This window comes from Vreelandella venusta (assembly GCF_007989605.1).
In the GTDB taxonomy this organism is placed as follows: domain Bacteria; phylum Pseudomonadota; class Gammaproteobacteria; order Pseudomonadales; family Halomonadaceae; genus Vreelandella; species Vreelandella venusta.
Genome location: NZ_BJUL01000023.1, coordinates 16,918 through 41,103, shown reverse-complemented (window position 1 = coordinate 41,103; position 24,186 = coordinate 16,918). Strand labels below are relative to the sequence as shown.

The following is a 24,186-nucleotide window of genomic DNA, read 5'->3' as shown; positions in this document are numbered from 1 at the left end:
ATCTCGCATTTTTCGTAGCACTGTTTGTTGTACGCGGGAATAGCTCAGTGGTAGAGCATCGCCTTGCCAAGGCGAGGGTCGAGAGTTCGAATCTCTTTTCCCGCTCCATACAACGGTTTTACATAGGTGCCAAGGGTCGAGAGCTGGAACGCCAGCCCGGTCGAATCTCTTTTCCCGCTCCAAACAACGGTTTTACACAAGTGCCAAAGGTCGATAGCTGGAGCGCCAGTCTGATCGATTTCTTTTCACGCTCCAAAAAAACACTCCTTTTCTTCCCCTTTGTTACTTTTTTCCTATGTTTTGAACACTGTATCGCACATCAATTGGCGATATTTTCGCGTGGCCGTCTTTCGAGCGACTTGAAAAAATATACGGATGCCCCGATATCCTCTCGTCTAACTTGTTTTTCTTGTGCTCCCCATTTGCTGACAGGACATATTCATGGCCGAACCGGCATTGTCTATCCGTGGCCTCACAAAAGTGTATGGCAACGGCTTTCAAGCGTTAAAAGGTATTGATTTGGACGTCCAGCAGGGCGATTTTTTTGCTTTGTTAGGGCCTAACGGAGCGGGTAAGTCGACCACCCTGGGGGTGGTCTGCTCGCTGGTGCAGAAATCCGCCGGTAAGGTGTCGATTTTTGGTATCGACATCGATAAAGATTTCGCGAAAGCCAAATACCAGCTTGGCGTGGTGCCCCAGGAGTTCAATTTCAACCAGTTTGAAAAGGTCATTGATATCATTTTGGCCCAGGCGGGGTATTACGGAATGACCCGTAATGAGGCGTTGCCCCGTGCTAAGCAGCTGCTCACTGACCTTGGGCTATGGGACAAGCGTAACGGCAGTGCGCGTATGCTTTCGGGCGGTATGAAGCGTCGTTTGATGATTGCCCGTGCGCTGATGCATCGTCCGAAGTTACTGATTCTTGATGAGCCAACGGCAGGGGTCGATATCGAGCTGCGTCGCAGTATGTGGGAATACATGCGGCGTATTAATCGCGATGAAGGCACTACCATTATTCTCACAACACACTATCTCGAAGAAGCCGAAAGCTTGTGTCGCAATATCGCCATTATCAATCAAGGCGAAATCGTGCGTAACACCAGTGTGCGTGAACTGTTGACCGAGCTGAACACTGAAACCTTCCTGCTCGACTTGTCCGCCCCGGTTGAGCAAGCGCCCGTCGTTGAAGGGTTTGAAATTCAGCAAATCGAGCCTTCCCAACTGGCGTTAGTGATTCATCGTGGTCAGCAGCTTAACGACGTGTTCAGTGCCTTAAGCGAACAGGGGCTAAACGTGGTTTCCATGCGCAACCGCGCCAACCGCTTAGAGGAGATGTTTGTTTCCATGGTGGAAAGTAGCCAGCAAGCGATTGATCAACGTAAGCAGCAGGAGGCGCGGATATGAATGCAACGCAGACCCTCATTGCGCTGTGGACCTTAGTGCTTAAAGAGATCAAACGCTTTACGCGGATTTGGCCGCAAACCTTGCTGCCGCCATCAATCACCATGGCGATGTACTTCATCATTTTCGGTAACTTGATTGGTTCGCGCATTGGCGATATGGACGGCTTCAGCTACATGGACTTCATTGTGCCAGGGCTGATTATGATGTCGGTGATCACCAACAGTTACTCCAACGTGGCCTCTAGCTTCTTTTCCAATAAGTTTCAGCGCTCTATCGAAGAGATGATGGTCTCTCCCATGCCTAACTGGGTGATCTTATCCGGCTTTATTTTGGGCGGTATGGCCCGCGGCTTGGGGGTGGGGTTAATTGTTACGTTGGTATCGCTGTTTTTTACCCGTTTAACTGTCGAGCATCCACTGCTCACGGTGCTGGTCGTTGTGCTGACCTCGGCACTGTTTTCCATCGGCGGTTTTATTAACGCGCTGCTGGCCAATAAGTTCGATGATATCTCCATCGTGCCGACGTTTATTTTGACCCCGCTGACATATTTAGGCGGCGTGTTTTACTCGATTTCGATGCTGCCCGATTTCTGGCAAGGCGTCTCCATGCTCAACCCAATACTGTATATGGTGAACGTCTTCCGCTACGGCTTTTTAGGCGTTTCTGATATTCCAGTCGTCTGGGCGTTGGCCGCTATCTTTGCCTTTATCGTTGTGCTGTTTATGGTGGCGCTTACCATGCTAGAGCGCGGCAAAGGCATTCGCAGTTAGACGTGTGATAACGCCCAGTAGAAAGCGCGCTACTAATCAAGCATAACTGGTCAAGAGAGTAACTAGTCAAGAGAGTAACTAGTCAAGAGAGTAACTAGTCATGGCACACCGCCCCGATACCTTAGAACACGCGCCCTTAGGGCGCGATTCCGCCTACCCAGAACAGTATGACGCTGGGCTGTTGTATCCTATTCCCAGGGCTGCGAACCGCGCCCCATTGGGCATTGAAGACAGTAAGCTTCCGTTTGTTGGGGAAGATGAGTGGCACGCGTTTGAAGTTTCCTGGTTGAATAACCGTGGTAAACCCATTGTGGCGGTTGCCCGTTTCCGCCTGCCTGCGGATTCACCCAGCCTGATCGAGTCTAAATCCTGGAAGCTCTATCTCAATAGCCTAAATCAAACGCGCTTTGAAAGCCGAGAAGCGGTTCAGCGTGTGCTTGTGCGCGACCTGGCCGCCGCGGCAGGTGCTTCTGTGAGCGTAGAGCTATTAGGTGTAGACGACGCTGAGCTTGCCCCCCAGCGCTTGCCGGGCGAATGCCTGGATGACCTGGATATCGATATCAGCGACTACACGCCCAGTGCAGCGCATTTGGTCGTCAGCGAAGAGATTGTTGAAGAGACACTGCACTCCCATCTACTTAAATCTAACTGCCCTGTGACTGGCCAGCCTGATTGGGGCAGTGTATTAATTCGCTACAAAGGCCCTAAAATCGACCGTGAAGGGCTGCTACGCTACCTAATCGGTTATCGTCAGCACCAGGACTTTCACGAGCACTGTGTCGAGCATATTTTTACCGACCTGATGCAACTGGCTAAGCCTGAAGAGCTACTAGTGCTGGCCCGTTATGTGCGCCGTGGCGGGCTTGATATTAGCCCATGGCGAGCAACTCCAGGATTAACGCCGCCCAGCCCATTGCGCCTAGCAAGGCAGTAACAACGGCGCTAACCTAGCGCTCAACGATCAATAAAAGGGGAGTCATCATGGACGCACTCACGCTGCTTCACGAACGTAGCTCTATGGGGAAACTCACCGAGCCTGCGCCCAGTGCCGACCAGCTCAGCGCTATCTACCAAGCCGCGCTGCGTGCCCCAGACCATAAAGAGCTGCGTCCCTGGCGGTTTATCGAATTTATCGGCGAAGGGCGCGAGCGCCTGGGTGAGCTGTTTGCAGAAGCAGAGTTTCAAGAAGACCCCAGTGCCAGCGATGACACGCTAAATTCCGCCCGTAAAAAACCGCTGCGTGCGCCGATGATCATTGCTGTGATTGCCAAGGTCACCCCAGATATTCCGGGTGTGCCGAAAATGGAGCAGGTGATTTCAGCTGGCTGCGCCGCCCACGGCATTCTGCTGGCCGCCCATGCGCAAGGGTTAGGTGCCATGTGGCGCAGCGGTAAGTACGCCTTTGACCCCGTGGTGCGTAAAGGTCTATCGCTAGACGAAAATGACGAAGTGGTTGCGTTTATCTATCTGGGTAGCTTGGCCGGTCGCCATAAGCCGCTACCTCAGCACAATGTGGACGACTTTGTAGAGCGTTGGGATTAACGGTCATGAGCCAGTCACGTCATCCTGGAGTGCCTTACCCGCGTTTGCCACTCCCTGAAATCCAGGAAGACCTTGCCGCCTTTCAGCAGTGGCTAGGGGAAGCAATTCCCATGGTGGGCGCGCTGGGAATTCAGAGCATGTCCCAAAGCCCCGCCCGAGAGGGCGGGGCGTTGATGTGGCAGCTAGCGCTTAGCCCTAACTTAAACGACAAAGGCACAGGCTTTGGCGGCGCGCTAACGGCGCAAACCACGCTGCAGGGCTGGTGTTGGGTAACGCTATGGCTGCGTACCCAAGGGCGGGCGCAGGATGTGGTAGTGGCCGAAGCCAGTCAGCGCTTTCTTGCGCCAGTCACTAGCGACTACCGCATCATTTGCACTCCCAGCGCCCCCGAAGGCCCTGAGCAGCTAGCGGAAAAGCTTAATGCGCGGGGCAGGGGCAGCATTGCACTCACCCAGCAGCTCTACTGTGGCGACACGCTCTGCCTGGAAGCCAGCGGACGCTATGCCGTGCTGCCTGTTGCTTAAATCTTTAAAAGGCTTGCTATTTTAGGTCTTAGACCATAGAATATGCGCCGTTCTGTTGGGAAAGGCAACGCCTTAACAACCGAGCAAAAAAGTGGAGAGGTGTCCGAGTGGTCGAAGGAGCACGCCTGGAAAGTGTGTAAGTCGAAAGGCTTCGAGGGTTCGAATCCCTCCCTCTCCGCCACAGAATATAGAAAAAGCCCGCTGAGCAATCAGCGGGATTTTTTGTGCCTGCCATTTAAGTTATCCACATGCAGTTTGCGCTACGTTAGTCCTGTTTTTGCCCATGAAAGGTGACAGAGTTGCTGATAAATATAAATAAAACAATGGTTTATTGTTTTTGTGTTTGTTTTTATACGCAATTTTCAAAGGCTGACGATAATGTTTACGCGTATGCGCACTAATAAACTGTTATAGCGTAATTGAAGTACAGCAAGATTCGGGTCGGCAGTAGTCGTTCGGTCTCCTAATATGGCATCTGTTTGGGCGTATGTCCTTTTATAGTAAACAGATTCTAGAGGAATAACGATGACTATGCTTGCCAATAAAGTCGCTATTGTGACCGGTGCCAGCACCGGAATTGGTTACGCAGCCGCGAAGCTTTTTGCGAAAGAAGGAGCTGCCGTCGTGGTGGCCGCAAGGCGACAAAAGGAGCTTGATGACCTTGCGGACGCAATCAACGGGGAAGGCGGGCAGGTACTGGCACTAGCGGGCGACGTTGGCGAGGAAGCTTTTGCCAAAGCGTTGGTAGATAAGGCGGTAAGTCACTTTGGCGGGTTGGATATCGCTTTTAACAATGCGGCTATCCTGGGTGCTATGGGCCCTGTGCCGGAGATGTCGCATACGGACTGGAATCAGGTTATTGCGACCAACTTAACCAGCGCATTTTTGGGCGCCAAGTACCAACTGCCCGCCATGGCTGCCCGAAAAGGAGGTTCATTAATTTTCACCTCTACCTTCGTTGGTTACACCGCAGGTATTCCTGGCATGGCTGCCTACGCAGCCAGCAAGGCGGGCCTTATTGGGTTGACTCAAGTGTTGGCGTCAGAGCATGGGCCTCAGAATATCCGGGTCAACGCCCTTCTGCCCGGTGGTACTGATACACCAGCGGGACGTGAATTTGCCAATACGCCGGAAGCATTGGCGTTTGTGCATAACTTGCATGCTCTCAAGCGTATGGCGACCCCCGAGGAAATTGCTCAATCCGCATTGTACTTAGCATCTGATGCCTCCAGTTTCACAACAGGTTCTGCGATGCTGGTAGATGGCGGCGTATCCATAAATCGTGTCTGAGAGGCTGTGCCATGTCAGGCTATGACTGAATCATTTGACTAATCGGGCAATGACGATGGTCGCCTCAAATCTGGCCGAGGCTGGTTCGAGTTTTCATCCGCCAGCACGGCCAAGGGACGTTTCTTTATCCATTGCGGTGATGATTCAGCGGTAGAGATACAGCGTCAATCCTGAAATCCCTCAGAACCGTTATTCCCGAGTGGGGGCTTCGGGAATCCACCTTGCCCTTTCAGCCGAAGCCACCAAGCCCAAGGTCAAAATGGATTCCCGCTAAAAGAATACGGGAATGACGATGAGTGCTATTGTAAAAGTTCATTGAGTCTTTTCCTGTTAGGTTTGGTCACCTTTTTAGCTTAGCCAAAAGGTCACGCTGAGCATCAGGCCTCATGATTGGCAGTAGCAGACTCACTTACGTATTTCACTTTAATATTCACATCATTAAGGAATCGTATGCGCACTGGTCTCTTCATCCTCTCGGGTTTTTTGCTCCTGGCTGTTTCATTCATCATGGCCAAGCTATTTTCGAACTACTTTCCCTCGGCGGGAACCGTAGCCACCTCTGCCTTCTTGGTTCTGTGGCTGGCATTGACTGGATTCAACCTGTGGGTTGGTGTGAATAAAGCGGGCTACTCGGTAGCAGAAGAGCTGCCGATTATGTTTTTTTTATATGCCGTTCCTGCACTTGCGGCCATCTTGCTCAAATGGAAACTCCTATGAGTGTCTCTGATGAAAAACTCGACTTTAGAGCCCTCGGGCGAGCATCTGCTCCTATCAGGTCTTGGTTTTGAAGGACATGGAGGGTTTCTTGCTCTCTTTCCCAGTCGTCAGCAATTATGATCACGAAAGCCTCTCTCCGGCACGACGTGTCACTTTAAGGGGCGCGTGTCTACTAATAACTTGTTCTACAAGGCTTTTCAGATTGTCTCTGGATTTTGTTTACACTGATAAAATGCATAACTCCATCATTACGTACGGAAACTCCGTACAACTATGACGCGCAAGCCTTAACCATGCCAATCATGACGACATCTGCTACATTGCGACTTCGCCTTCATTTCGTAGCCGCGCGTGCTCGGTGGCGTTAAACCAGCGCGCATGTAATATGCGCTTTTGGCCGTTAGGTATAACGCTTTTGGCCGTTAGGTATAAATAGTTTCGACCAGCCACTGTAGCCCCTCAGTCGCCCAGTACTCGGCGATGAGGTGGCCACGGTGAGGGGGCACTTCCCCTTAAAAGGGGAGTAGGCCGCTGAAACCTATCCCTGTGACGGCAACGATCACAACAACGATAACCACAATGGTTGTAGTAGAGGGCATTTTTCTCTTCCTTTGAGAAATGAGTGTCATTGAAGCGTAGTCGTCATTGGCGTGTTTCGCACAACTCACGTTTTATGAGCGGCTCTCTTTGCTGAGTGCTTTCCCCAAGCTGGCAAAATAGGCGCTGAATAGCGCGTTGATGCGTTCGCGCTGTTCGCCTTGTGGGTAGAGGCCGCGTGCTGCCTCAGTGGAGGTTTTGGTGCCTTTCACCAGGAAGTGGTTTTTGATGCTGGCGTCTTGCACGAAGGCTTCAAAGGCTCGGGCGCATAGCTCTTCTGGTTTGCTGTAATAGAGCTGGCCGAGTGCTTTGTCCATGGCGGTGGAGTGGTTGAAAAGCGCGCTGGGCTGCTGGCCGTCGGGGTGAAGCAGAATAGCGTGGAAGCAGGTGAGTAGGCGCTGGTTGAGCGGGTGATTAATCGGGGCTGCATCTGCTAGCCATGCCGCCGAGGCGAAGGCGCTAGCGGGCACGTTGTAAAAACACTTCTGGGCAATGTAGTGATCGAAGGCGTGAAACCATTCGTGGGCAATGCTGCCAGGCCCTGCATTCTTGGCGAGCGAAAAGCTGCGCTGGCTGGGGGCGTAATGGGCAGAAACGCCGGGCCTACCGCCGCAGCCGTACTGTAGGGCTAACGAGCCACGCAGCGAAATCAGTGCTTCATTACCGTGCAGGATTAGCATTAAATCGCACAGCGCATCGTGAAAAAGCTCGGCGGCGCGGTCGCGCTCGGCGGTGGTCACCCAGCGGCCTATTTCAATTGAGCGAAAATCGAACTGGCGACGGATCAGCGCAAAGTTGCTGGCACGCTCTGGGCGGTGCATTGGCCCTTGGCGATAAAACTCTCGCGCTTCAATGCTCACGGCGTGCTCGCTAACCTAAAAAAAGAAGTTCACCGCGTTATCTTATCGAAGGTAACGAGTCAGCGCCAAAGGCTGTTCGGCAAGACTGGCTAAGGTGTCTACCCTTATACCTAGGCAGCGAATGATGGACTGCACTTTGTTGCACAACAGGGAGGAAGTATGGCAACGGCACATGTTTATCGCATGAAAACAGATGCGCACCAGTGCCCTTTTGGTTTGAAAACCGTTTCATTGCTGCAGCGTAAGGGCTACGAGGTGCATGACCACCCGTTAACATCCCGCGACGAAACCGATGCATTTAAAGCGAAAGAGCAGGTCGGTACGACGCCGCAAACCTATATTGATGATAAGCGCATCGGTGGCTATGAAGAGGTGCGCGATTATTTGGGGTTAAGCGTGCCGAGTGCTCAGGAAACATCCTATCGGCCAGTGATCGCCATTTTTGCCACGGCGTTGTTGATTGGTTTGGCGATTAGCTGGCTGGCCCATGGGGCGCTATTGACGGCGCGATTACCTGAATATGCAGTGGCTAGTGCCATGGTGTTGCTTGGATTGCAGAAGCTTCAAGACGTGGAAAGCTTCAGCACCATGTTTCTGAATTACGATTTGCTGGCCAAGCGCTATGTGCCCTATGGGTATGTTTACCCCTATGCGGAAACCCTGGCGGGTGTCTTGATGCTGGCGGGGGCATTGATCTGGCTGGCAGCGCCGCTGGCACTGTTCATTGGTACGGTGGGTGCTGTGTCGGTGATTAAGGCGGTGTATATCGATAAGCGAGAACTGAAATGTGCCTGTGCGGGAGGGAATAGCAATGTGCCGCTGGGCTTTATTTCGCTGACGGAAAACCTTGTCATGATCGCCATGGGGTTATGGATGCCGCTGAAGAGTCTGCTGTAACGCAAGTGAGTAGAAAAGGTTATGCGCCTTGCAACCCGGAAAACACGCCCCAAGGTAGGATAAGTAACGCGAGACGCTATCGCACGCTTCACACTTAGGAGTTATTAGATGAGCAAGCGTATTTTAGTGGTGTTGACCTCCCATGATCAGTTAGGAGACACCGGCGAAAAAACTGGCTTTTGGTTAGAAGAGCTAGCAGCGCCTTACTATGTCTTTAAAGATGCTGGTGCAGACGTAACGCTGGCCTCGCCAAACGGAGGGCAGCCGCCACTTGACCCAAAAAGTGACGCAGACGATAGCCAAACCGATGAAACGCGGCGCTTTAAGCAAGATGATGAAGCGAACGCGGCGCTAGCGGCAACGCACCGCCTTAGCGATATGAGTGCTGATGATTTCGATGCTGTGTTCTACCCTGGTGGCCATGGCCCGCTGTGGGACTTGGTTGACGATAAAGACTCTATCCAGCTGATCGAAAACTTTATTGCCCAGGGCAAGCCAGTGGCATCGGTTTGCCATGCGCCCATCGTGTTGATTAATGCAAAAAACAGCAGTGGTGAACCACTGGTAAAAGGGCGTCAAGTCACAGGCTTTACCAACGGCGAAGAAGAGGCGGTCGGCCTGACGAATATTGTCCCGCATTTGGTGGAAGATGCGTTGCAACAGAACGGCGCTATTTACAGCAAAGCAGATGATTTTACACCGTATGTGCGTGAAGACGGCCAGCTAATTACCGGTCAAAATCCACCTTCTTCTGCGGCTACTGCTGAAGCACTGATGGCATGGCTGGCGCGTTAAGTAGTTCTTTTTTAGCGTTAGAAAGCATGACGGCGGGCATGATGCCCGCCGTTTTCATATGCAACTATGAAAGCCATGCTCAAGCAGTCATTTCCAGCAGTGCCGACATCCTGGTCTTGGCCATTGTGATGTGCCTACCATTGGTAATCGTGATTTTGGGATAACTCATCTAAAGTGGTGGTGCTAGGGTTATTTGTTTTTTGGCTTTAGTAGATTTCATTTATCTGGTGTTAGCTTACCCAACGTCTACGAAGGATAGTTTAACAAGGATATAAAAAGCCGAGCTTAAAAAGCTTACTAAATGACTTAAGGAAGAGGTTTCATTATGAGTGTTTTTAATGAGCTTAAAGTACCTCTTGATGAAGCTGTTGAGATGCATCAAGTCAAAATAAGGCGGTGCGCATTACATGCTTTGTAATGCGAAAAAGGAATAAACCTCAAAGAGCTAAAAGGAAGGGGTTAATGGAATGGTTTTGAAGGGGAAGGAGCTTACCCGTGAAAGACATGAGTAGTCGTTGAGTGGTAGGCTCCAAAGGTTAAAACTAGCTATCCAAGAGTTTGCAGCAGTCAGACAACGCTCGAAGCTGTAGGGTGATCGGTCCGTTGTCGATTAGCCCTGACAAAGTTCACGAAATCGAGCGTAATAAACGGCTGCTTAAGAGCAGCCATTTGGACTGAAAATCATCGTATATCACTATTTCTATCTTCTATTGATTCAGATTGTCCAACATACTTTGAAGCCGCTGCTGCGCTGTCTTGTTTAAAGGAAGAAGCGGTTTTCTTGGGTTACCTGCTTCTTTTCCTTGAAGTGTAAGCCCTGATTTAATTGCTGCTGCTAGGCCGAATGAAACGATAAATTCAAGAAACTCGTATTGCTGGTAAAACAGTGCCTTAGCCTTCTCATTGTCACCGCTCTTGACCGCGTCGAACAGTTGTTTCGGTTTATCGCCTATCAGGCAAGGAGCTGCTGTACACCAACCGCTGGCACCTGCATTGAGAGCCTCTAACGCCATATGGTTACAGCCATTAAAGAAGGGCACTTTGCCATCCGATAATGTGTAGATCTTGTGCATTCGTTGTATGTCGCCAGTGCTTTCCTTGATCATGCATGCATTCTGTATGCTGTCGACCATTTTAAGCATGAATTCGGGACTCATATCCACGCCACAGGTAGCGGGGTTGTTATAAACCATTATGGGCAGCGGGCTTGCGCTTGAGACTGCTTCGTAGTGCTGGAAGATTTCAGCTTCGCTCAATTTATAATACGAAAATGGAGAGAGCATAATGACATCGGCCTCGATGTTATGAGCATGCTGCGCGTATTTAACGGCTTGCTCGGTGGTAAGCTCTGCGATACCAATGACCACAGGTACCCTACCTGCAACATACTTCACAGTGTATTCAGCGACCTGCTTCCACTCCTCTTCACTCAAATAGGCGGCCTCACCGGCACTGCCTAATGCAGCAATAGCATCTACTTTGGCTTCAAGCAGCACATCTATCACGCTACCGAGTTTGTTGAGATCTACCTGTTTATTATTTTGGCTAAAGGGAGTTACCGGATAGCCAATGATGCCTGATAAGTTCATGACTTACCCCTTAAATGCAGTTTTGGTGATTTTTTAGAGCCTGTCTTGCGTAGTAAGCAAAATTCACTTTGTTTCGTTTGTCGGACGATACCCAGTCATGTGCTTCCTGGGCCAGGTCATGAGGTAAGGGCTTAATTTGACCAGCAGACATTGCTAGAAGCTGCAGTTTTGCCGCTCGCTCGATCAGGATGGCCAAGTTACAGGCCTCTTCAATCGTTTTGCCGGTTACAAGTTGTCCGTGGTGGGCAAGAAATACAGCTCGGTTATTACCCAGCGCCTTTGAAATTAATACGCCCTCTTCATTTCCAACAGGGACGCCTGGCCATTCAGCAACGAACGAGCAATCGTTGTACAAAGCGGCAGTGTCCATTTGGGAAATGATCAGTGGTACTTCTAGCATCGACAATGCGGCCACATGGGTAGGGTGGGTATGAATGATGCAATTAACTTCTGGGTGCTCTTTATAGATCCAAGTATGGAAACGGTTGGCTGGGTTGGGCATGCCTTTGCCAGCCAATAGTTCGAGGTCATGATCCACGATTAACAAGTTTTCGGCTGTAATTTCATCAAACCCCAAACCCAGTCGTTGAGTTAGAAAAGTATTGGGCTGCTCACTACGGCAGGTAATCTGGCCTGCCAAGCCTGAATCGTGACCTTTATCGAACAGGATTCGGCATGTCAGCGCGAGTTTTTCACGAACAGTCAGCTCTATGTCTTGTATACGCTCTTGCATATTGCTTTCTGCAATCTGCATTAGTTCCTGTTTTGCTTTAGTGGCGGTCTTCATGCTTTTTTCCTCAGGTGGCTTTGATAATGGTTGTACAATATCGCCGTTTTGGACCCTTAATAAGGGCCAGTTTTTTTAATTTAAGTGGTCCAGAAGAGGGGGTGACATGTTAAGACCTTGGCAAACTCAGCTGTGGCTGAAAGACAGCTCTGGTAAAACTTTGCATTCAAAGCTGTTGAACACGTTAACGGCGGATATTAAGGAAGGGCGGCTGACGCCCGGCAGCATGTTGCCGGGGTCCCGCGTTTTAGCCGAGCAACTAGGCGTTAATCGGAAAACCGTACAGCAGGTATACGAAGAACTGGAAGCTCAGGGGTGGCTGGTGACACGCTCTAGGTCGGGTACGTTTGTTTCTGAAATCCTTCCCGAGCAAGGACTGTCCACGTCAGACCACTACTTGGTCAACAGTACCGACAGGACAAAATCGGCCTCGGAGCTGGTTGAAATACTCTACCAGGAGGCACGCGGCTCTTATAACGACATGCCGATAATGAATGATGGTACTCCGGACTCTCGTCTTATCCCTTATGAGCTGCTCGCGCGAACCTATCGACGGGTGTGTATAGACCTTAGCCGTCAATCAAAGCTGGGTTATGGCGACCCTAAAGGGAGCATTGAATTGCGGAAATCGATCGCGAAAATGCTATCCGGCGACCGTTTTATGAACTGCTCTGCCGAGCAGGTTTGTGTTGTCAGAGGGAGTCAAATGGGGATTTATCTCGCTTCTCGTATTTTGGATCCGGGAAAAGGTGCCATTGTCATGGAGGACCTTTGTTATTTGCCCGCTAGAGCTGCGTTTGAGTCAAATGGCTTTAAAGTCTTGAAGTGCAGGCTTGATGATAAAGGGTTAGATATAGAACACTTGAGAGAGATACTGGCTGAACATTCAGTCGCAGCCATTTATGTCACCCCCCATCATCAATATCCTACAACTGTTTGTATGCACATGAGCAGGCGGCTGGTACTTCTGGAACTCTCCAAAACATACAAGTTTGCGGTTCTGGAAGATGACTATGATCATGAGTTTCACTATGAAACGAACCCAATTCCTCCGCTCGCAAGCCTACCGAACTCTGAGAATGTTGTTCATATAGGTTCAATGTCGAAGGTCTTTGCTCCTGGTCTAAGACTTGGATATATGGCGGCCGATGCTCAGTTTATTGAGCGTGCCGCACAGGAAATCGTATTGATTGACAGGCAGGGTAATGCGGTATCTGAACTTGTGCTTTCAAATCTGATGGAATCAGGCGAAGTCAGGCGTCATATCAGAAAAACGCGCAAGGAGTATGAGGCAAGGCGTAATTTCGCTGCAGAAGAATTCGTCCGTTTTTTTGGTGATAAGGTTTCTTTTAAGCTGCCTACAGGAGGAATGGCTATATGGGTAAATATTTCAAAGCTTGTTAATGGGAAGGTACTGGAACAGCTTCCCGGCAAAGACTCAACTTTAAGCACCGTTTACAACGATGATCAGATTATACCGACCCACCTAAGGTTTGGGTTCGGAGCATTGAGTAAAGCTGAGATTACGCAGTCAGTAGAACAGCTTTCAAAGGCCCTGCTTGTATCAGAATGAGTAGGAGTCAACAGGAGGCAGGTATGAGTGTTTAGTTTCTGCTTTGTTATGTCGACACACCACAGGGCAGAGGAGCTCGGCTACGGGAGGATTCTGTCAACCATCTGAGGGCAGTATCAGGTTGATAGGGCTAAAGTGCCCCATCAACCATTAAATCCGTACGCCCCAAAAGCTAGCCTTATTAAGGCATGGCCAACTGCCTATGTTAAAAACGGTCGATTATAAAAACGACCGATTTTAAAAACGATAGCTTAGCGATACTCCGGTGAGAGCTTGCCAATCGCTACCTAGTTCATCAACGATTGGGCTGTCGGCCGCGCTGCCAGTCAAGTGGGTTGCGCCTACGAAACCGGTAGCAGTCCATTCAGGCGTTAGGAAATAGCTAAGGCTGGCATTCACCCCCATTCGCCAGTAACCGCTGTCTGGGTTATAAGCAGCCACGCCGCTACTTACGCTGTCTTGCATTGATACGCCAAATAGCGACTCGGTCCACTTCTCGTTTGAATAGGTAACGCTGGGCGATAGCGTGAAAAATGTCCGTTCACTCACAGGCATACGCATAACAGCATTGGCGGAAAATTTCGCGCCTTCAACGTCACCGCTTACCGGCGTACTGCCTGCAACGCTATAACGCCAGAACCCTTGCTGATAGCTAATCCGCAAGCCTAACGTGGCTCCGTCATCGACTTTTTCAAACCGGCTGATATCGCCCTTGTTGTCTCGCCCAAAGGTGTAGCCAATGAACGGAGATGCGGTCCAGTTTCCGCTACGGATAGCGTGCCACTCAATACCGTCGCGCACATTGATTGAGAGCTGATCGCCGTACGTCAGGTTAAGGACAGGCCACGCTTGTGTTTCATAGTCGTCGCTGCCCAGGTAATCAGGTGAGTAGGTTACGCCTGCGCCTATACTGCCTTCCCAGCTGTCCCCCAAGGCGGGGGCAGCGAATGCGATGCTAATGAAAGCCGCTGCTAACCAGGGGGTGAGGCCCTTATCGTTAGAAGTGCTTTGAGTCGCACGAGAAACGAGAGTCGTCACGGGGTGTCCTTTAAATTGTTTAAACCTGCGAGATTGTATGTTTTTGTTTCAAGCTACTGCAAGCACTCTAGAGACCTGTGTGGCTCATGAGTTGAAACTATTTTCTATTTCATAGCTTAGGTTAGATAACTCAACGGCTATAGGGCTCACTGTGTGCACATGGCGCAGGGATAGCGCTATAGGGAAGTGCAAGCAAGGAGTGCTTGTGGTGCACAAGGATGCATGAACAGGAGGTTCGTGAAGAAAGATCAGGGAGGAACTGATAAAACCCCGGCCAGTGCGATGGTCGGGGTTTTTTTATGAGCAAACGGCACTGCTAGCTAACAAGCGTGATGATAAAACAGTGCGCTGAGTTTGCTTAATGGTGTGGATACCGCCGTTTGGCAATTCATACAGCGTAGTGTCGCGCTGTTTTTGCCAGTGCCCTCAAGGCGAAATCGTTTTAGGTACGACGTTGTCGAGGATTCTGCGTTGCCGCAGTGGCGGCAAATAATATCCACGCCATAGACTGTCGGGCTGATCATGATATGTCTCACGCTGACCTCCTACTGCAAGCGAGTTAATGGGCTCAGTCGTGGTAACGTCCGTGTAGAAATGCATCCGTGACGATGCTTAAAAAGTATAAACAGCAAACGGCTAGTTCGCTATTTATATAAGCTGCTATCTATTGGTGAGCAGGTCGTGAAAAATTTAAAAAACTTATGTTTTGATAGCCCAGGTTAATGTTTTTGACATATATGAGGTTCAAGGTAGGTAGCAACACAAGGAAAAGTGTTAAGGACGAACAAGCAGGATGGCTTGTTTAAACCAGGGATGCACGAACAGGACGTTTGTGAAGAAGGATTATGGAGGAAATACTGCTGCCCCGGCCAGGAATGGCCGGGGCTTTTTTAGGCTAGTGCTTGGCTACACTTGTTCTTCACTAGCTCTTCACTAGCTCTTCACTAGCTCTTCACTAACTTTCTTTTCACGGCTTTTTTGCTTTTTTGGGCTTTGACGTTTTTGGGGCTTCATCAGTATCAGGTTTGTCGCTGCCCTGATGGCTAAGCGGGCTGGCTTGGTCGAGCCGTGGATGGTTGTCCAGGAACTCCCGCTGCAGGTCAGGCAGGGCATCCAATGCTTTTAAGGTGTGGGTCAGCGCGTGAATTGCTGCGAGCACATCCTGGGTGTTGCCGGTTTCGGAAATAGTGTGCATGTTGCGGATCGGGAAGCCGATTGAGGTAGCTGCACTATCAATCGAGGCCAGCACGCCTGCCATGCCATCAGTACCCGTATCCACACCGACGATGTCCCGCTGTAGGGGGATATCCTGCTCTTTGGCAGCGCTGGCGATAATGCGGTTGAGCTGTTCGCTGGCAATCGAGCCTACAGACATCGTGAAGCCTTTGCCCATTTCCAGCGGCTGCATGCGTTTATCACCAATACCGGGGGCGGCTACGTAGTCATGGTTAACGTCTACGCCAATCAGTGCGTCTGGCTTTAGTTCACCAGCCAATACGCGGCTGCCGAAACGGCCAATTTCTTCGTAGCTGGCAATGGCAAACAGTACGCGTACGTTTTCGGTGCCGCCAGCTGCTGCGATTAACTTTGCCACTTCTGCGGTAACAAAGCAGCCCAAGCCATTATCCAGGTAAGCGCCGTAGAAGGTATTCGGGCTAAAACCAGGGCGAATGGGGCGGTCAAAAATAATCGAATCACCCGGGCGAACGCCTAAATTCAGTACTTGCTGCTTTTTATTTTCGCCATGGATTTGCAGGTCCAGGTAGATCTGCTCTTTTTTGATACCTTTGCTGCCATCGCGCTGTGCAGGATCAGAAAAGTGAATAGCGCCCAGGGCTTCTACTGTACCGCCTTGGATGCAGCGGTAGCTGCCGGGAGCGTCAGGATCTTCGCTGAATAGCTTCACTTCATGGCCGATAAGTACGGTGGGCAAGAAGGAGTCAGTGTTGATCCAGATCTTGCCGTCTTCGCCAATCGAGCGAACCTGCATGCGAATTTTGTCTGCATGGCCGATGATCATCACTTTGAACATGTCATCGCGATCAGGGTGGGTGTCCAGCACTACGCCAGCATTGCCTTTAAACTGATGCAGATGCCAGCCGCTGGGTGCGAAGCTTTCAAAGTAGGGCTTCAGTACGCCGTAGGTCATGGCGCCTTCCAGGCCTACCGGGCTAGGGGCGGCAAGAATGTCGCGCATGATGTTGAACTGCGCGTCGGGCATGGGTTGCGTCCAGGGTTTGGCGCTGTCGCTCATGTTAAGCACTCTCCGTTGGGTGGTGTTTATCGCTTACTAGTCTGCCAGATTCTTGCTTCAGATGTGCATGGCTGGTTCGCCGAGTGAGACAAGAATTTTGGGCTTTGGTTATAAAATCCTCTAGGATAGGCGCTTTTTTCTGACAAGGTGGAAGGTCATGGCGTCTTCTGGGCAACCTCGCACTCAGTGGCTGGGCCGCTGGGGCTTTATGCTGGCAGCCACCGGTTCGGCGGTGGGGCTGGGCAATATTTGGAAATTCCCCTATATCACCGGGGAGTATGGTGGTGGGGCCTTTGTGCTGGTGTATCTGGCGTGCATTTTAGCCGTTGGCGTTCCAGTGATGATGACCGAAATTGCCTTTGGTCGGCGTGGGCGCGGCAGCCCGATTGATGCGATACGGCGTGTCGTCAATGAGTCTGGCCGCTCTTCTGCCTGGTCGCTGATTGGTTGGATGGCGATGCTTTGCGGCTTTATGATTCTGTCGTTTTATGTCGTGGTCGCAGGTTGGTCGTTCTCCTATTTATGGAAAATGCTCACCGGTGGCCTCGCAGGCAGTAGCGTTGATGACATGGCGGCGGTCTTTGGAGCCAATAATGCCAACCCGTTTATTCTGGGCGGTTGGAGCACCCTGGTGGCAGTGCTGACCATGGTGATTGTGGGCAAAGGCGTTCAGGAAGGTATCGAGAAAAACGTCAGTTGGATGATGCCCGGGCTGGTGCTCATGCTCATTCTGCTGATTATCTTCGGGGTGTTTTCCGGTGGGTTTGGCGAGGCAGTGAGTTTCTTGTTCTCGTTCAACGCGGGAAGCCTCTCCAGTGAAGGCATGCTGGCGGCGTTGGGCCATGCCTTTTTCACCTTGTCGTTGGCATCCGGTGCGATTCTGACCTACGGTAGCTACTTGCCCAAAGGTGCATCCATTGGGCGTACCACGATAAGCGTGGCCATTGCTGATACCGTGGTTGCGCTAATGGCGGGGCTGGCGATCTTCCCGGTTATTTTTGCTAACGGGATGAATCCTGGCGAAGGGCCGGGGCTTATCTTTATGAGCTTGCCATTGGCCTTCCAGGCGATGCCCATGGGCACGTTATTTGGCATTCTGTTTTTCTTGATGCTCTCGATGGCGGCGCTGACCTCGTCTATTTCGATGGTGGAAGCCACGGTGTCGTGGTTATGCGACAACAAAGGCATGACCCGTAAATCGGCCTCTTGGGCGACGGGCATCGTGCTATGGCTGATCAGCACGCTGGCGATGCTATCGTTTAACCTGGGCGCTGATTGGACACTGGCGGGTAAAAACTTCTTTGACTGGCTGGATTATTTGACCTCGCGCTGGATGATGCCGCTGGGTGGCCTGGGTACGGTCGTGTTGGCGGGATTTGTGCTGAAAAGCGAAACCTTCCGCGACGAACTGGGCCTCGCACCGTTGCCTTATACGCTATGGCTGACCATGGTGCGCTACGTTAGTCCGTTGGGTATTTTGGTTATCTTTGCTGATGCCTTGGGGCTTTACCAAGTTTCGTTCGCGGTGCATTGGCCGTGGCTGCTAGCGATTTTGCTGGTCATGGTCGCAGTGGGGGAGACTCTAAGCCCGCGGCTGCGCCAAGCGCTGCGCTCGCGCTAGCCGCTGTTGTTCACGCTTCGCCCTGGCAGCTGCAATGGCGCCAGGGTGAGTGCCTGCCTCCATGAGTTCGTCCCAGCAGGTGGTGTAACGGTTAGAGCGGTGTGCACAGCGCAACTGCCACGGTGCTTCCGCTTCTGTCATTCCAAAACGAATCGTGCCTTGCCCCATGCGCTGGTTAATCGCGTCAACGGTGTTCATTAAGTGCGGGTGCGCTTTATGTGAAGGCTGCAACAGCGAAAGCTGATACTGCTGTGCATCGACTAAGTCCAATAGCATGACACCGGCTTTGATAAACTGAAAACCCGGCCGATACATCTGTTCCAACCCTTCGCGGACGGCTTCTAAAATGATGCGGGTATCGTCACTTGGCGATGCCAGTGGAATCATCGCGCTAGGTGAAAGCTGAGGCTGGTCTTTACGATGGCGGTTGGTGTTTAGAAACAGTAACACGGCGCGGGTAAGGCTTTTCTGCTGGCGCAGTTTTTCGGCACTACGCTGAGCATGGCGGCGCAGCGCTGCGTGCAACTCCGCTTTTACCCCGGTTGCTTGGCCAAAAGAGCGTGATGTCATAATACGCTGACGCGGCGCTTCTAGTGCGTTCATTTCCAAGCAGGAGGTGCCACGTAGCTCTAACACTGTGCGTGCAAGCACCACTGAAAATCGTTTGCGAAGCTGTTTTGGATCGCACTCCCGCAACTGCCACGCCGTGCGAATACCACTCACTGCAAGCCGTTCTGCTAAGCGTCTGCCGACGCCCCATACGTCATTCACCGGCAGCTGTTTAAGCAGCGCCATCGTGGCCGGGCTATTGGCAGTGAGTAGGCAGACGCCTTGGTAGTGAGGCTGCTGTTTGGCAACGTGATTAGCGAGCTTGGCTAGCGTATGGGTAGGTGCCAGCCCTACGCATACGGGCAGCCCTAAATAGCGGCGAACACGGCGGCGGACAACTTCCCCGAGCGCTTGGCATTGAGCGTCGCTGAAGCCATCCAGGTAGATAAACATTTCATCAATAGAGTAAGGCGCGACGTCTGGACAGGCATCCCGCAGTAGCTGGGCGAGCCGTGCGGACATGTCGCCATATAGCTCGTAGTTAGATGACAGTAAGTGAATCTCTCCCCGTCGGCGCAAACCTTCCAACTGAAAAGAGGGAGTGCCCATGGGAATTTCCAAGGCCTTCATTTCGGCCGAACGGGCAATCACACAGCCATCGTTATTCGACATCACCCCCACGGGTTTGCCTTCAAGCGCGGGGTTAAAAACGCGCTCGCAGGAAACATAAAAATTATTGGCATCAACAAGGCCAATCATGGCAAATACTCATGCACCACAGCGCGTACCACCCCCCATAGCTGGCAGTTTGTCTCTTCTAACGGCAGCGGTGGATAGTGGGGATGTGCCGAGCAGAGGTGTGGCGTGCCTTGATAGAGCGCATAACGCTTTATCAGTACTTCCTCTTCAAACATGGCGACCAGGATATGCCCTAAGCGGGGCGGTATACTGCGATCTACCACCAGTAAATCACCTTCAAATATCCCCCAGCCTTCCATGCTGTCGCCCGCGGCGGTGAGATAAAACGTATGGTTGGGGTGTTTAATCAACCGCTCATTGAGATCCAACGTGCGTGGTTCGTAATCTTGAGCAGGTGAGGGGAAGCCGCTAAACCCAGCACGGCCGTGTAACGTTGGAAATGGCAACGGCTGAGAGGTTAACGGCAGGGCTGTCGCAACCATCGTTGTTGGAAATGTACTCGTTGTTAACGTACTTGTTGTAAACGTGGCTGTTTCTGATGAGGCGGGTTGGGACGGCATCATCGGCATCCTCATGAATAAATAATGTACTTTTATACTGTTTTTATAACCAGTATTTGAGAGCAGTATTTATTCATGGGAGAAAAATTGCAAGCGATGCTCAGCGCTGTGTGTCTGGGAAGTATTGGCTCAAGGGAGCTATTGGCTTAGCGAGCAAGCCACAGGCCAACCACCAACGCACTGATCACGGTAATCAAGAACACAAGATTGCGAGCGCGGGTGTCACGACGTGGTTTCATAGTCATTTTCCTGTTGGTCATCATCGTTAAGAGCATTTCGAAGTAGTCGCAGCACGCAAGCGTTAACCGCATAAAGCGGCAGATGCGCTGCGCTTAGCATGGTAACGTTTACGTCTTAGAGCGTCATCTGACGTATATAACATTGCTTGGTTATCCGGCCTTTAAGAGATCCTGTTTATGAATGAATCGATCCACGTTGCTACCGCTGCGCAGCCACTTTCCCTGGCGAATGGTCGGCTGGCGGCGCTTAGCTGGGGGCGTAGCACTGCGCCTACTTGGGTGGCGCTGCATGGTTGGCTAGACAACGCGGCGAGCTTCAGCCGGCTGGCGCCGCTGTTGGTAAAAGCACTGGATATTCGCATTGTAGCGATCGACTTCCGTGGTCACGGGCACTCAGCTCATGCGCCTGCAGGAAGCGACTATGCACTATGGGACTATACCCACGACGTGCTGGATACCATGGAGTCATTAGAGATCGAAAAGGCGACGCTACTTGCTCACTCGATGGGGGCCGCCGTGGCTTGCCTAGTCTCGGCAGCGTTGCCTGAGAAGGTGGATAAGCTAATTCTGTTAGATGGCTTAGGCGCATTAAATACACCTGCTGAAGAGACGGCCAGCCAACTACGTAAAGGGCTAGTGGCCTATCGGCGGCCGCTTTCCCGTCCTCCTCGTTATCCCGATGTTGAGAGTGCAGTTGCCGCGCGGGTAGCCGGAGGTGTCACGCCGCTGGACAGCATCACCGCCACGCCACTTGTCGAGCGTAACACCCAGGCCACTGCCGATGGGCATGTGCAAATGCGCACTGATAGCCGTTTACTAAAGCCTTCTTTGGTGCGCTTTACGCCCCAGCAGGTGTTGGCGCTACTGGCGGAGATTCAAGCCCCGGTGCTATTGATAGAGGGGGAGCGAGGTATTTTAGGCGAACGGGATTGGGCAGCAAAAGCGCGCCAAGCAGTACCACAGTTAACGCGCCATGTACTCGCGGGTGGCCATCATCTGCACCTTGAGCCACAATCGGTTCATCGCGTGGCCAGCACAATCAGTCAGCAAGCGTAGCGGGTACCTGATTGCTCGCGTTAGGAAGATGACGATGAAGAAAAAAGTAGCGCATGTTGTTAAAGCACCTGTGGCAAGCAGCGGCTTGAATGGCGGTAATAAGGTTGCGCTGGTGTTAGGGAGTGGAGGGGCAAGGGGCTATGCCCATATCGGTGTTATCGAAGCATTAGAAGCGCGCGGCTTCGAGATAATTTCGATTGCCGGTTGCTCTATGGGCGCGCTAATTGCTGGTATCTATGCCGCTGGAAAGCTGCCTGAATACCGTGAGTGGGTGTGTAACCTGGACTATTTAGACGTGCTCAAACTGGTCGATGTGACCTGGAGCCCGATGGGCGCCATGCGCGCGAATAAGGTCATGAGCAAGTTAGAAGAGCTGGTCGGCGATATGCTGATCGAGGACCTGCCTATTCCGGTAACGACCGTCGCGACGGATCTGATTCGTCAACGTGAAGTGTGGTTTCAAAACGGCCCTTTACTCCAGGCAATCCGTGCTTCTATTGCAGTCCCCGGCGTGATTACGCCGGTACATGTGGGGGGGCAGGTACTCGTTGATGGCGGCTTGCTAAACCCACTGCCGATCATGCCGATATTAGCCACCCACGAAGCTGATTTTGTCGTGGCGGTTAACGTGACGGCGCACAGCCCACAACCGATCACCTTAGCAGAGTTGTTACCCAGCGAAGATACAAGCGACAGCCGCACTGCGTTAGAGCGCGACCGTGATGCTAATATTGGCGGTTGGATGGACGATGTGCGTGCCACCACGCGCCGTCTGTGGGATGGGTTGGGGGGTAGCAATGGTGAAGAGAACGATGTTGATGAAACCGTTGACCTGCGTGGTCGGCGTGAATGGGGCAAGCTCGATATGATTCTAGAGTCGTTTGATATCACCCAGGCGGCGCTGGCGAAATATAAAATCGCAGGCTATCCGCCGGATGTATTGATCGAAATTCCCAAAACTGTTTGCAGCACTTACGAGTTTCACCGCGCCAACGAGTTAATTCGGCTGGGTCGGCATCTTGCTGATGAAGCGTTAGAGCGCCGCATGCCTAGCATTGCGTCGGATGCGACCGAGTGACATAGCCGTCTACTGCCCGCGCTTACGCAGTAGAATATACACTGCGCCTGTACCGCCATCGATATCGGTGGCGGAACAGAACGCCAAGACACCGGGCCACTCTCTTAACCACGCATTGGTATGGCTTTTAAGCACCGGAAAGTCTGAGGTGGTGCCCCAGGCCTTACCATGCACGACTAGAACGCAGCGCATGCCTTGTGCAGCGGCGTCGCGCAAAAAACTTTCCAGCTCAATCCTCGCTTCTTCTAGGGTATAACCGTGTAAATCCAACCCCGCTTGCCACGCAGTTTGGCCACGTTTTAACTGGCTAAAGGTGCGCCAAGGTAGGTCGGGCACGCTGAATTCCAGATACTCTGAGGGGCGTACCGCCTCTACTCGACCGTCGGTCGTGCGACCGCTGGTTTGCAGCGTGTTGCTCTCTACTGCCGCTTGTCGACGTGCTTGCAGGGCAGTTTCGTCGTTGCGCTTAGGCTTGCCGGTGTCAGCTTGATTACTGGCAATACGGCGCACGCCTGCTGCCTGCAGCGCTTGGCGAAAGGCACTGATATCGTCGTCGTTGGGCAGGTGTCGCGTCATGGTCGGCTCAAATAGAGAAATGAAGTGTTAACAAATAAGCATAATTGAGAAGCGCACAGTATAGCGAGCTTGTCGTTGCTGTGAACCGTTGCTGTGAACCGTTCCTGTAAACCATGGCTGTGAACCGTTCACCGTGAACCACGCGCTGTGAACCAGACGGCGTCAAAGGTACAATCCTTCCATGAACTTTTTACACGCCAGGAGCCGCTGTGACCACGCATCTCAATGATGAGACCTCCCATTCAATGCTTTCGTTGCCGGAATCGGCATTGGTGAGCGAGCTTTTTACACTGCGCGATTACTTACGCTGGGTGTCCAGCGAGTTTTATCTGGCGGGGTTGCACTATGGGCATGGTACGGAATCGCCCTGGGACGAAGCCGTTGCGCTTTGCTTAGGCGCACTGCATCTGCCATGGAACGTCGACCCGGCTGTGCTGGATGCACGTTTGCTGCCAGTAGAGCGCGAACGCATTATCCGACTAGCGCGAGAGCGGGTGACGACTCGTCGCCCGCTGCCTTACCTATTAGGCGAGGCTTTTTTTGCAGGATTCCCGTTCAGTGTTGACGAACGCGTGTTAATTCCGCGCTCGCCTATTGCTGAATTGATTGAAGACGGCTTTGCTGCATGGTTCCCGGAAGAACCGCCCACCCGAGTATTGGACTTATGTACCGGGTCTGGCTGTATCGGCATTGCCACGGCATTGGTGTTGCCTACCTGCGAAGTGGCGTTGGCGGATATTAGCCAGGATGCTTTAGCGGTTGCTCGTCAAAACATTACCCGTCACGACGTTGGTGATCGCGTGCGGGCTGTCGAATCCGATGTGTTTGATAGCCTGGAAGGGCAGCGTTTTGAACTAATCGTGTCTAACCCACCTTATGTGGATGCGCGGGATCTGGCCACCATGCCTGCCGAGTTCCGCCATGAGCCTGCTCTGGCGTTAGGCGCTGGTAACGACGGGTTGGATATCGTGCGACGCATTCTGCGTGAGGCACGCCAGCACTTAACCGACGAGGGCTGGCTGATTGTTGAAGTTGGCAATTCCGACCGCCATGTGGAGGCTGCTTTCCCTGAAGTAACCTTTATCTGGCTTGAATTCGAGCGTGGCGGCCAGGGTGTTTTTGCCTTGAGCGCCGCTGAACTCGACGCCCATGCGGCGTCTTTTGTGTAAGG

At 52.0% G+C, this 24,186-nt stretch carries 22 protein-coding genes and 2 tRNA genes; 16 read left to right on the top strand and 8 right to left on the bottom strand.

Going from position 1 to position 24,186, the window contains the following annotated elements; all coding sequences use genetic code 11:
- The first annotated feature begins 33 nt into the window (after nucleotides 1–33).
- The 9 genes from HVE01_RS17750 to HVE01_RS17710 all read left to right on the top strand — a co-directional run bounded on the left by HVE01_RS17750 (nucleotide 34) and on the right by HVE01_RS17710 (nucleotide 6,247).
- Nucleotides 34–108, top strand: a tRNA-Gly gene (locus HVE01_RS17750).
- Nucleotides 109–441: 333 nt separating this feature from the next.
- On the top strand, nucleotides 442–1,404 hold the full coding sequence (locus HVE01_RS17745; RefSeq protein ID WP_146945245.1) for an ABC transporter ATP-binding protein: 963 nt from the start codon (nucleotides 442–444) through the stop codon (nucleotides 1,402–1,404).
- Nucleotides 1,401–2,174 carry an ABC transporter permease gene (locus HVE01_RS17740; protein WP_038482594.1) on the top strand — a complete coding sequence of 258 codons (774 nt, stop codon included), beginning with the start codon at nucleotides 1,401–1,403 and terminating at the stop codon, nucleotides 2,172–2,174. Before HVE01_RS17745 ends, HVE01_RS17740 begins: the two co-directional genes overlap by 4 nt.
- A gap of 100 nt (nucleotides 2,175–2,274) precedes the next feature.
- Entirely contained in the window at nucleotides 2,275–3,108 is an 834-nt protein-coding gene (gene queF / locus HVE01_RS17735; RefSeq protein WP_125746606.1) for an NADPH-dependent 7-cyano-7-deazaguanine reductase QueF, read from the top strand.
- Between the two features lie 47 nt (nucleotides 3,109–3,155).
- Entirely contained in the window at nucleotides 3,156–3,716 is a 561-nt protein-coding gene (locus tag HVE01_RS17730; protein WP_125746608.1) for a nitroreductase family protein, read from the top strand.
- A gap of 5 nt (nucleotides 3,717–3,721) precedes the next feature.
- Nucleotides 3,722–4,240, top strand: a complete 519-nt coding sequence (locus tag HVE01_RS17725; RefSeq protein ID WP_146945244.1) for a YiiD C-terminal domain-containing protein — start codon at nucleotides 3,722–3,724, stop codon at nucleotides 4,238–4,240.
- A 93-nt stretch (nucleotides 4,241–4,333) separates the two neighbouring features.
- Nucleotides 4,334–4,421 (top strand) — tRNA-Ser (locus tag HVE01_RS17720).
- A 344-nt stretch (nucleotides 4,422–4,765) separates the two neighbouring features.
- Complete coding sequence (locus HVE01_RS17715; RefSeq protein ID WP_146945243.1) at nucleotides 4,766–5,530, top strand: SDR family oxidoreductase; 765 nt, start codon at nucleotides 4,766–4,768, stop codon at nucleotides 5,528–5,530.
- 450 nt (nucleotides 5,531–5,980) lie between these two features.
- A complete protein-coding gene (locus tag HVE01_RS17710) occupies nucleotides 5,981–6,247 on the top strand; it encodes a hypothetical protein (protein WP_146945242.1) in 267 nt (88 codons plus the stop codon).
- A 671-nt stretch (nucleotides 6,248–6,918) separates the two neighbouring features.
- Here HVE01_RS17710 and HVE01_RS17700 read toward each other — a convergent pair.
- Nucleotides 6,919–7,704 (bottom strand): CLCA_X family protein, encoded by a 786-nt coding sequence (locus HVE01_RS17700; protein WP_146945241.1) that lies wholly within the window; start codon nucleotides 7,702–7,704, stop codon nucleotides 6,919–6,921.
- A gap of 159 nt (nucleotides 7,705–7,863) precedes the next feature.
- On the opposite strand from HVE01_RS17700, the gene HVE01_RS17695 reads away from it, so the two are divergent.
- Entirely contained in the window at nucleotides 7,864–8,601 is a 738-nt protein-coding gene (locus HVE01_RS17695; protein ID WP_125746616.1) for a MauE/DoxX family redox-associated membrane protein, read from the top strand.
- A gap of 108 nt (nucleotides 8,602–8,709) precedes the next feature.
- Nucleotides 8,710–9,396: a type 1 glutamine amidotransferase domain-containing protein gene (locus HVE01_RS17690; protein ID WP_125746618.1), complete on the top strand. Its 687-nt coding sequence runs from the start codon at nucleotides 8,710–8,712 to the stop codon at nucleotides 9,394–9,396.
- A gap of 707 nt (nucleotides 9,397–10,103) precedes the next feature.
- Here HVE01_RS17690 and HVE01_RS17685 read toward each other — a convergent pair.
- On the bottom strand, nucleotides 10,104–10,985 hold the full coding sequence (locus HVE01_RS17685) for a dihydrodipicolinate synthase family protein (RefSeq protein ID WP_146945240.1): 882 nt from the start codon (nucleotides 10,983–10,985) through the stop codon (nucleotides 10,104–10,106).
- A gap of 10 nt (nucleotides 10,986–10,995) precedes the next feature.
- Nucleotides 10,996–11,772, bottom strand: a complete 777-nt coding sequence (locus HVE01_RS17680; RefSeq protein WP_125746622.1) for an aldolase — start codon at nucleotides 11,770–11,772, stop codon at nucleotides 10,996–10,998.
- 106 nt (nucleotides 11,773–11,878) lie between these two features.
- Here HVE01_RS17680 and pdxR point away from each other — a divergent pair, with 106 nt between their 5' ends.
- Nucleotides 11,879–13,345: a MocR-like pyridoxine biosynthesis transcription factor PdxR gene (pdxR, locus tag HVE01_RS17675; protein WP_186808870.1), complete on the top strand. Its 1,467-nt coding sequence runs from the start codon at nucleotides 11,879–11,881 to the stop codon at nucleotides 13,343–13,345.
- Nucleotides 13,346–13,582: 237 nt separating this feature from the next.
- Here the strand turns inward: pdxR and HVE01_RS17670 are convergent, their stop codons facing one another.
- Both HVE01_RS17670 and HVE01_RS17665 read right to left on the bottom strand, forming a co-directional pair.
- On the bottom strand, nucleotides 13,583–14,383 hold the full coding sequence (locus HVE01_RS17670; protein ID WP_146945239.1) for a MipA/OmpV family protein: 801 nt from the start codon (nucleotides 14,381–14,383) through the stop codon (nucleotides 13,583–13,585).
- 967 nt (nucleotides 14,384–15,350) lie between these two features.
- Nucleotides 15,351–16,637 carry a M20/M25/M40 family metallo-hydrolase gene (locus tag HVE01_RS17665; protein WP_146945238.1) on the bottom strand — a complete coding sequence of 429 codons (1,287 nt, stop codon included), beginning with the start codon at nucleotides 16,635–16,637 and terminating at the stop codon, nucleotides 15,351–15,353.
- Nucleotides 16,638–16,794: 157 nt separating this feature from the next.
- Between HVE01_RS17665 and HVE01_RS17660 the strand changes: the two genes are divergently transcribed.
- The gene (locus HVE01_RS17660) at nucleotides 16,795–18,258 is read left to right on the top strand and encodes a sodium-dependent transporter (protein ID WP_125746628.1); all 1,464 of its coding nucleotides are present in this window, start codon (nucleotides 16,795–16,797) and stop codon (nucleotides 18,256–18,258) included.
- On the opposite strand, the gene HVE01_RS17655 is transcribed toward HVE01_RS17660, so the two are convergent.
- On the bottom strand, nucleotides 18,220–19,566 hold the full coding sequence (locus tag HVE01_RS17655; RefSeq protein WP_125746630.1) for a Y-family DNA polymerase: 1,347 nt from the start codon (nucleotides 19,564–19,566) through the stop codon (nucleotides 18,220–18,222). The two genes, HVE01_RS17660 and HVE01_RS17655, sit on opposite strands and share 39 nt — an antisense overlap.
- Nucleotides 19,563–19,988, bottom strand: coding sequence for a LexA family protein (locus HVE01_RS17650; RefSeq protein WP_146945246.1), 426 nt, complete (start codon nucleotides 19,986–19,988; stop codon nucleotides 19,563–19,565). Before HVE01_RS17650 ends, HVE01_RS17655 begins: the two co-directional genes overlap by 4 nt.
- 494 nt (nucleotides 19,989–20,482) lie before the next feature.
- Here HVE01_RS17650 and HVE01_RS17645 point away from each other — a divergent pair, with 494 nt between their 5' ends.
- Nucleotides 20,483–21,361 (top strand): alpha/beta fold hydrolase, encoded by an 879-nt coding sequence (locus HVE01_RS17645; RefSeq protein ID WP_146945237.1) that lies wholly within the window; start codon nucleotides 20,483–20,485, stop codon nucleotides 21,359–21,361.
- 34 nt (nucleotides 21,362–21,395) lie between these two features.
- The gene (locus tag HVE01_RS17640; protein WP_125746634.1) at nucleotides 21,396–22,439 is read left to right on the top strand and encodes a patatin-like phospholipase family protein; all 1,044 of its coding nucleotides are present in this window, start codon (nucleotides 21,396–21,398) and stop codon (nucleotides 22,437–22,439) included.
- A gap of 9 nt (nucleotides 22,440–22,448) precedes the next feature.
- Here the strand turns inward: HVE01_RS17640 and HVE01_RS17635 are convergent, their stop codons facing one another.
- A complete protein-coding gene (locus HVE01_RS17635; RefSeq protein ID WP_125746636.1) occupies nucleotides 22,449–23,015 on the bottom strand; it encodes a Smr/MutS family protein in 567 nt (188 codons plus the stop codon).
- A gap of 209 nt (nucleotides 23,016–23,224) precedes the next feature.
- On the opposite strand from HVE01_RS17635, the gene prmB reads away from it, so the two are divergent.
- Nucleotides 23,225–24,184 carry a 50S ribosomal protein L3 N(5)-glutamine methyltransferase gene (prmB, locus tag HVE01_RS17630; protein ID WP_146945236.1) on the top strand — a complete coding sequence of 320 codons (960 nt, stop codon included), beginning with the start codon at nucleotides 23,225–23,227 and terminating at the stop codon, nucleotides 24,182–24,184.
- Nucleotides 24,185–24,186: the final 2 nt, after the last annotated feature.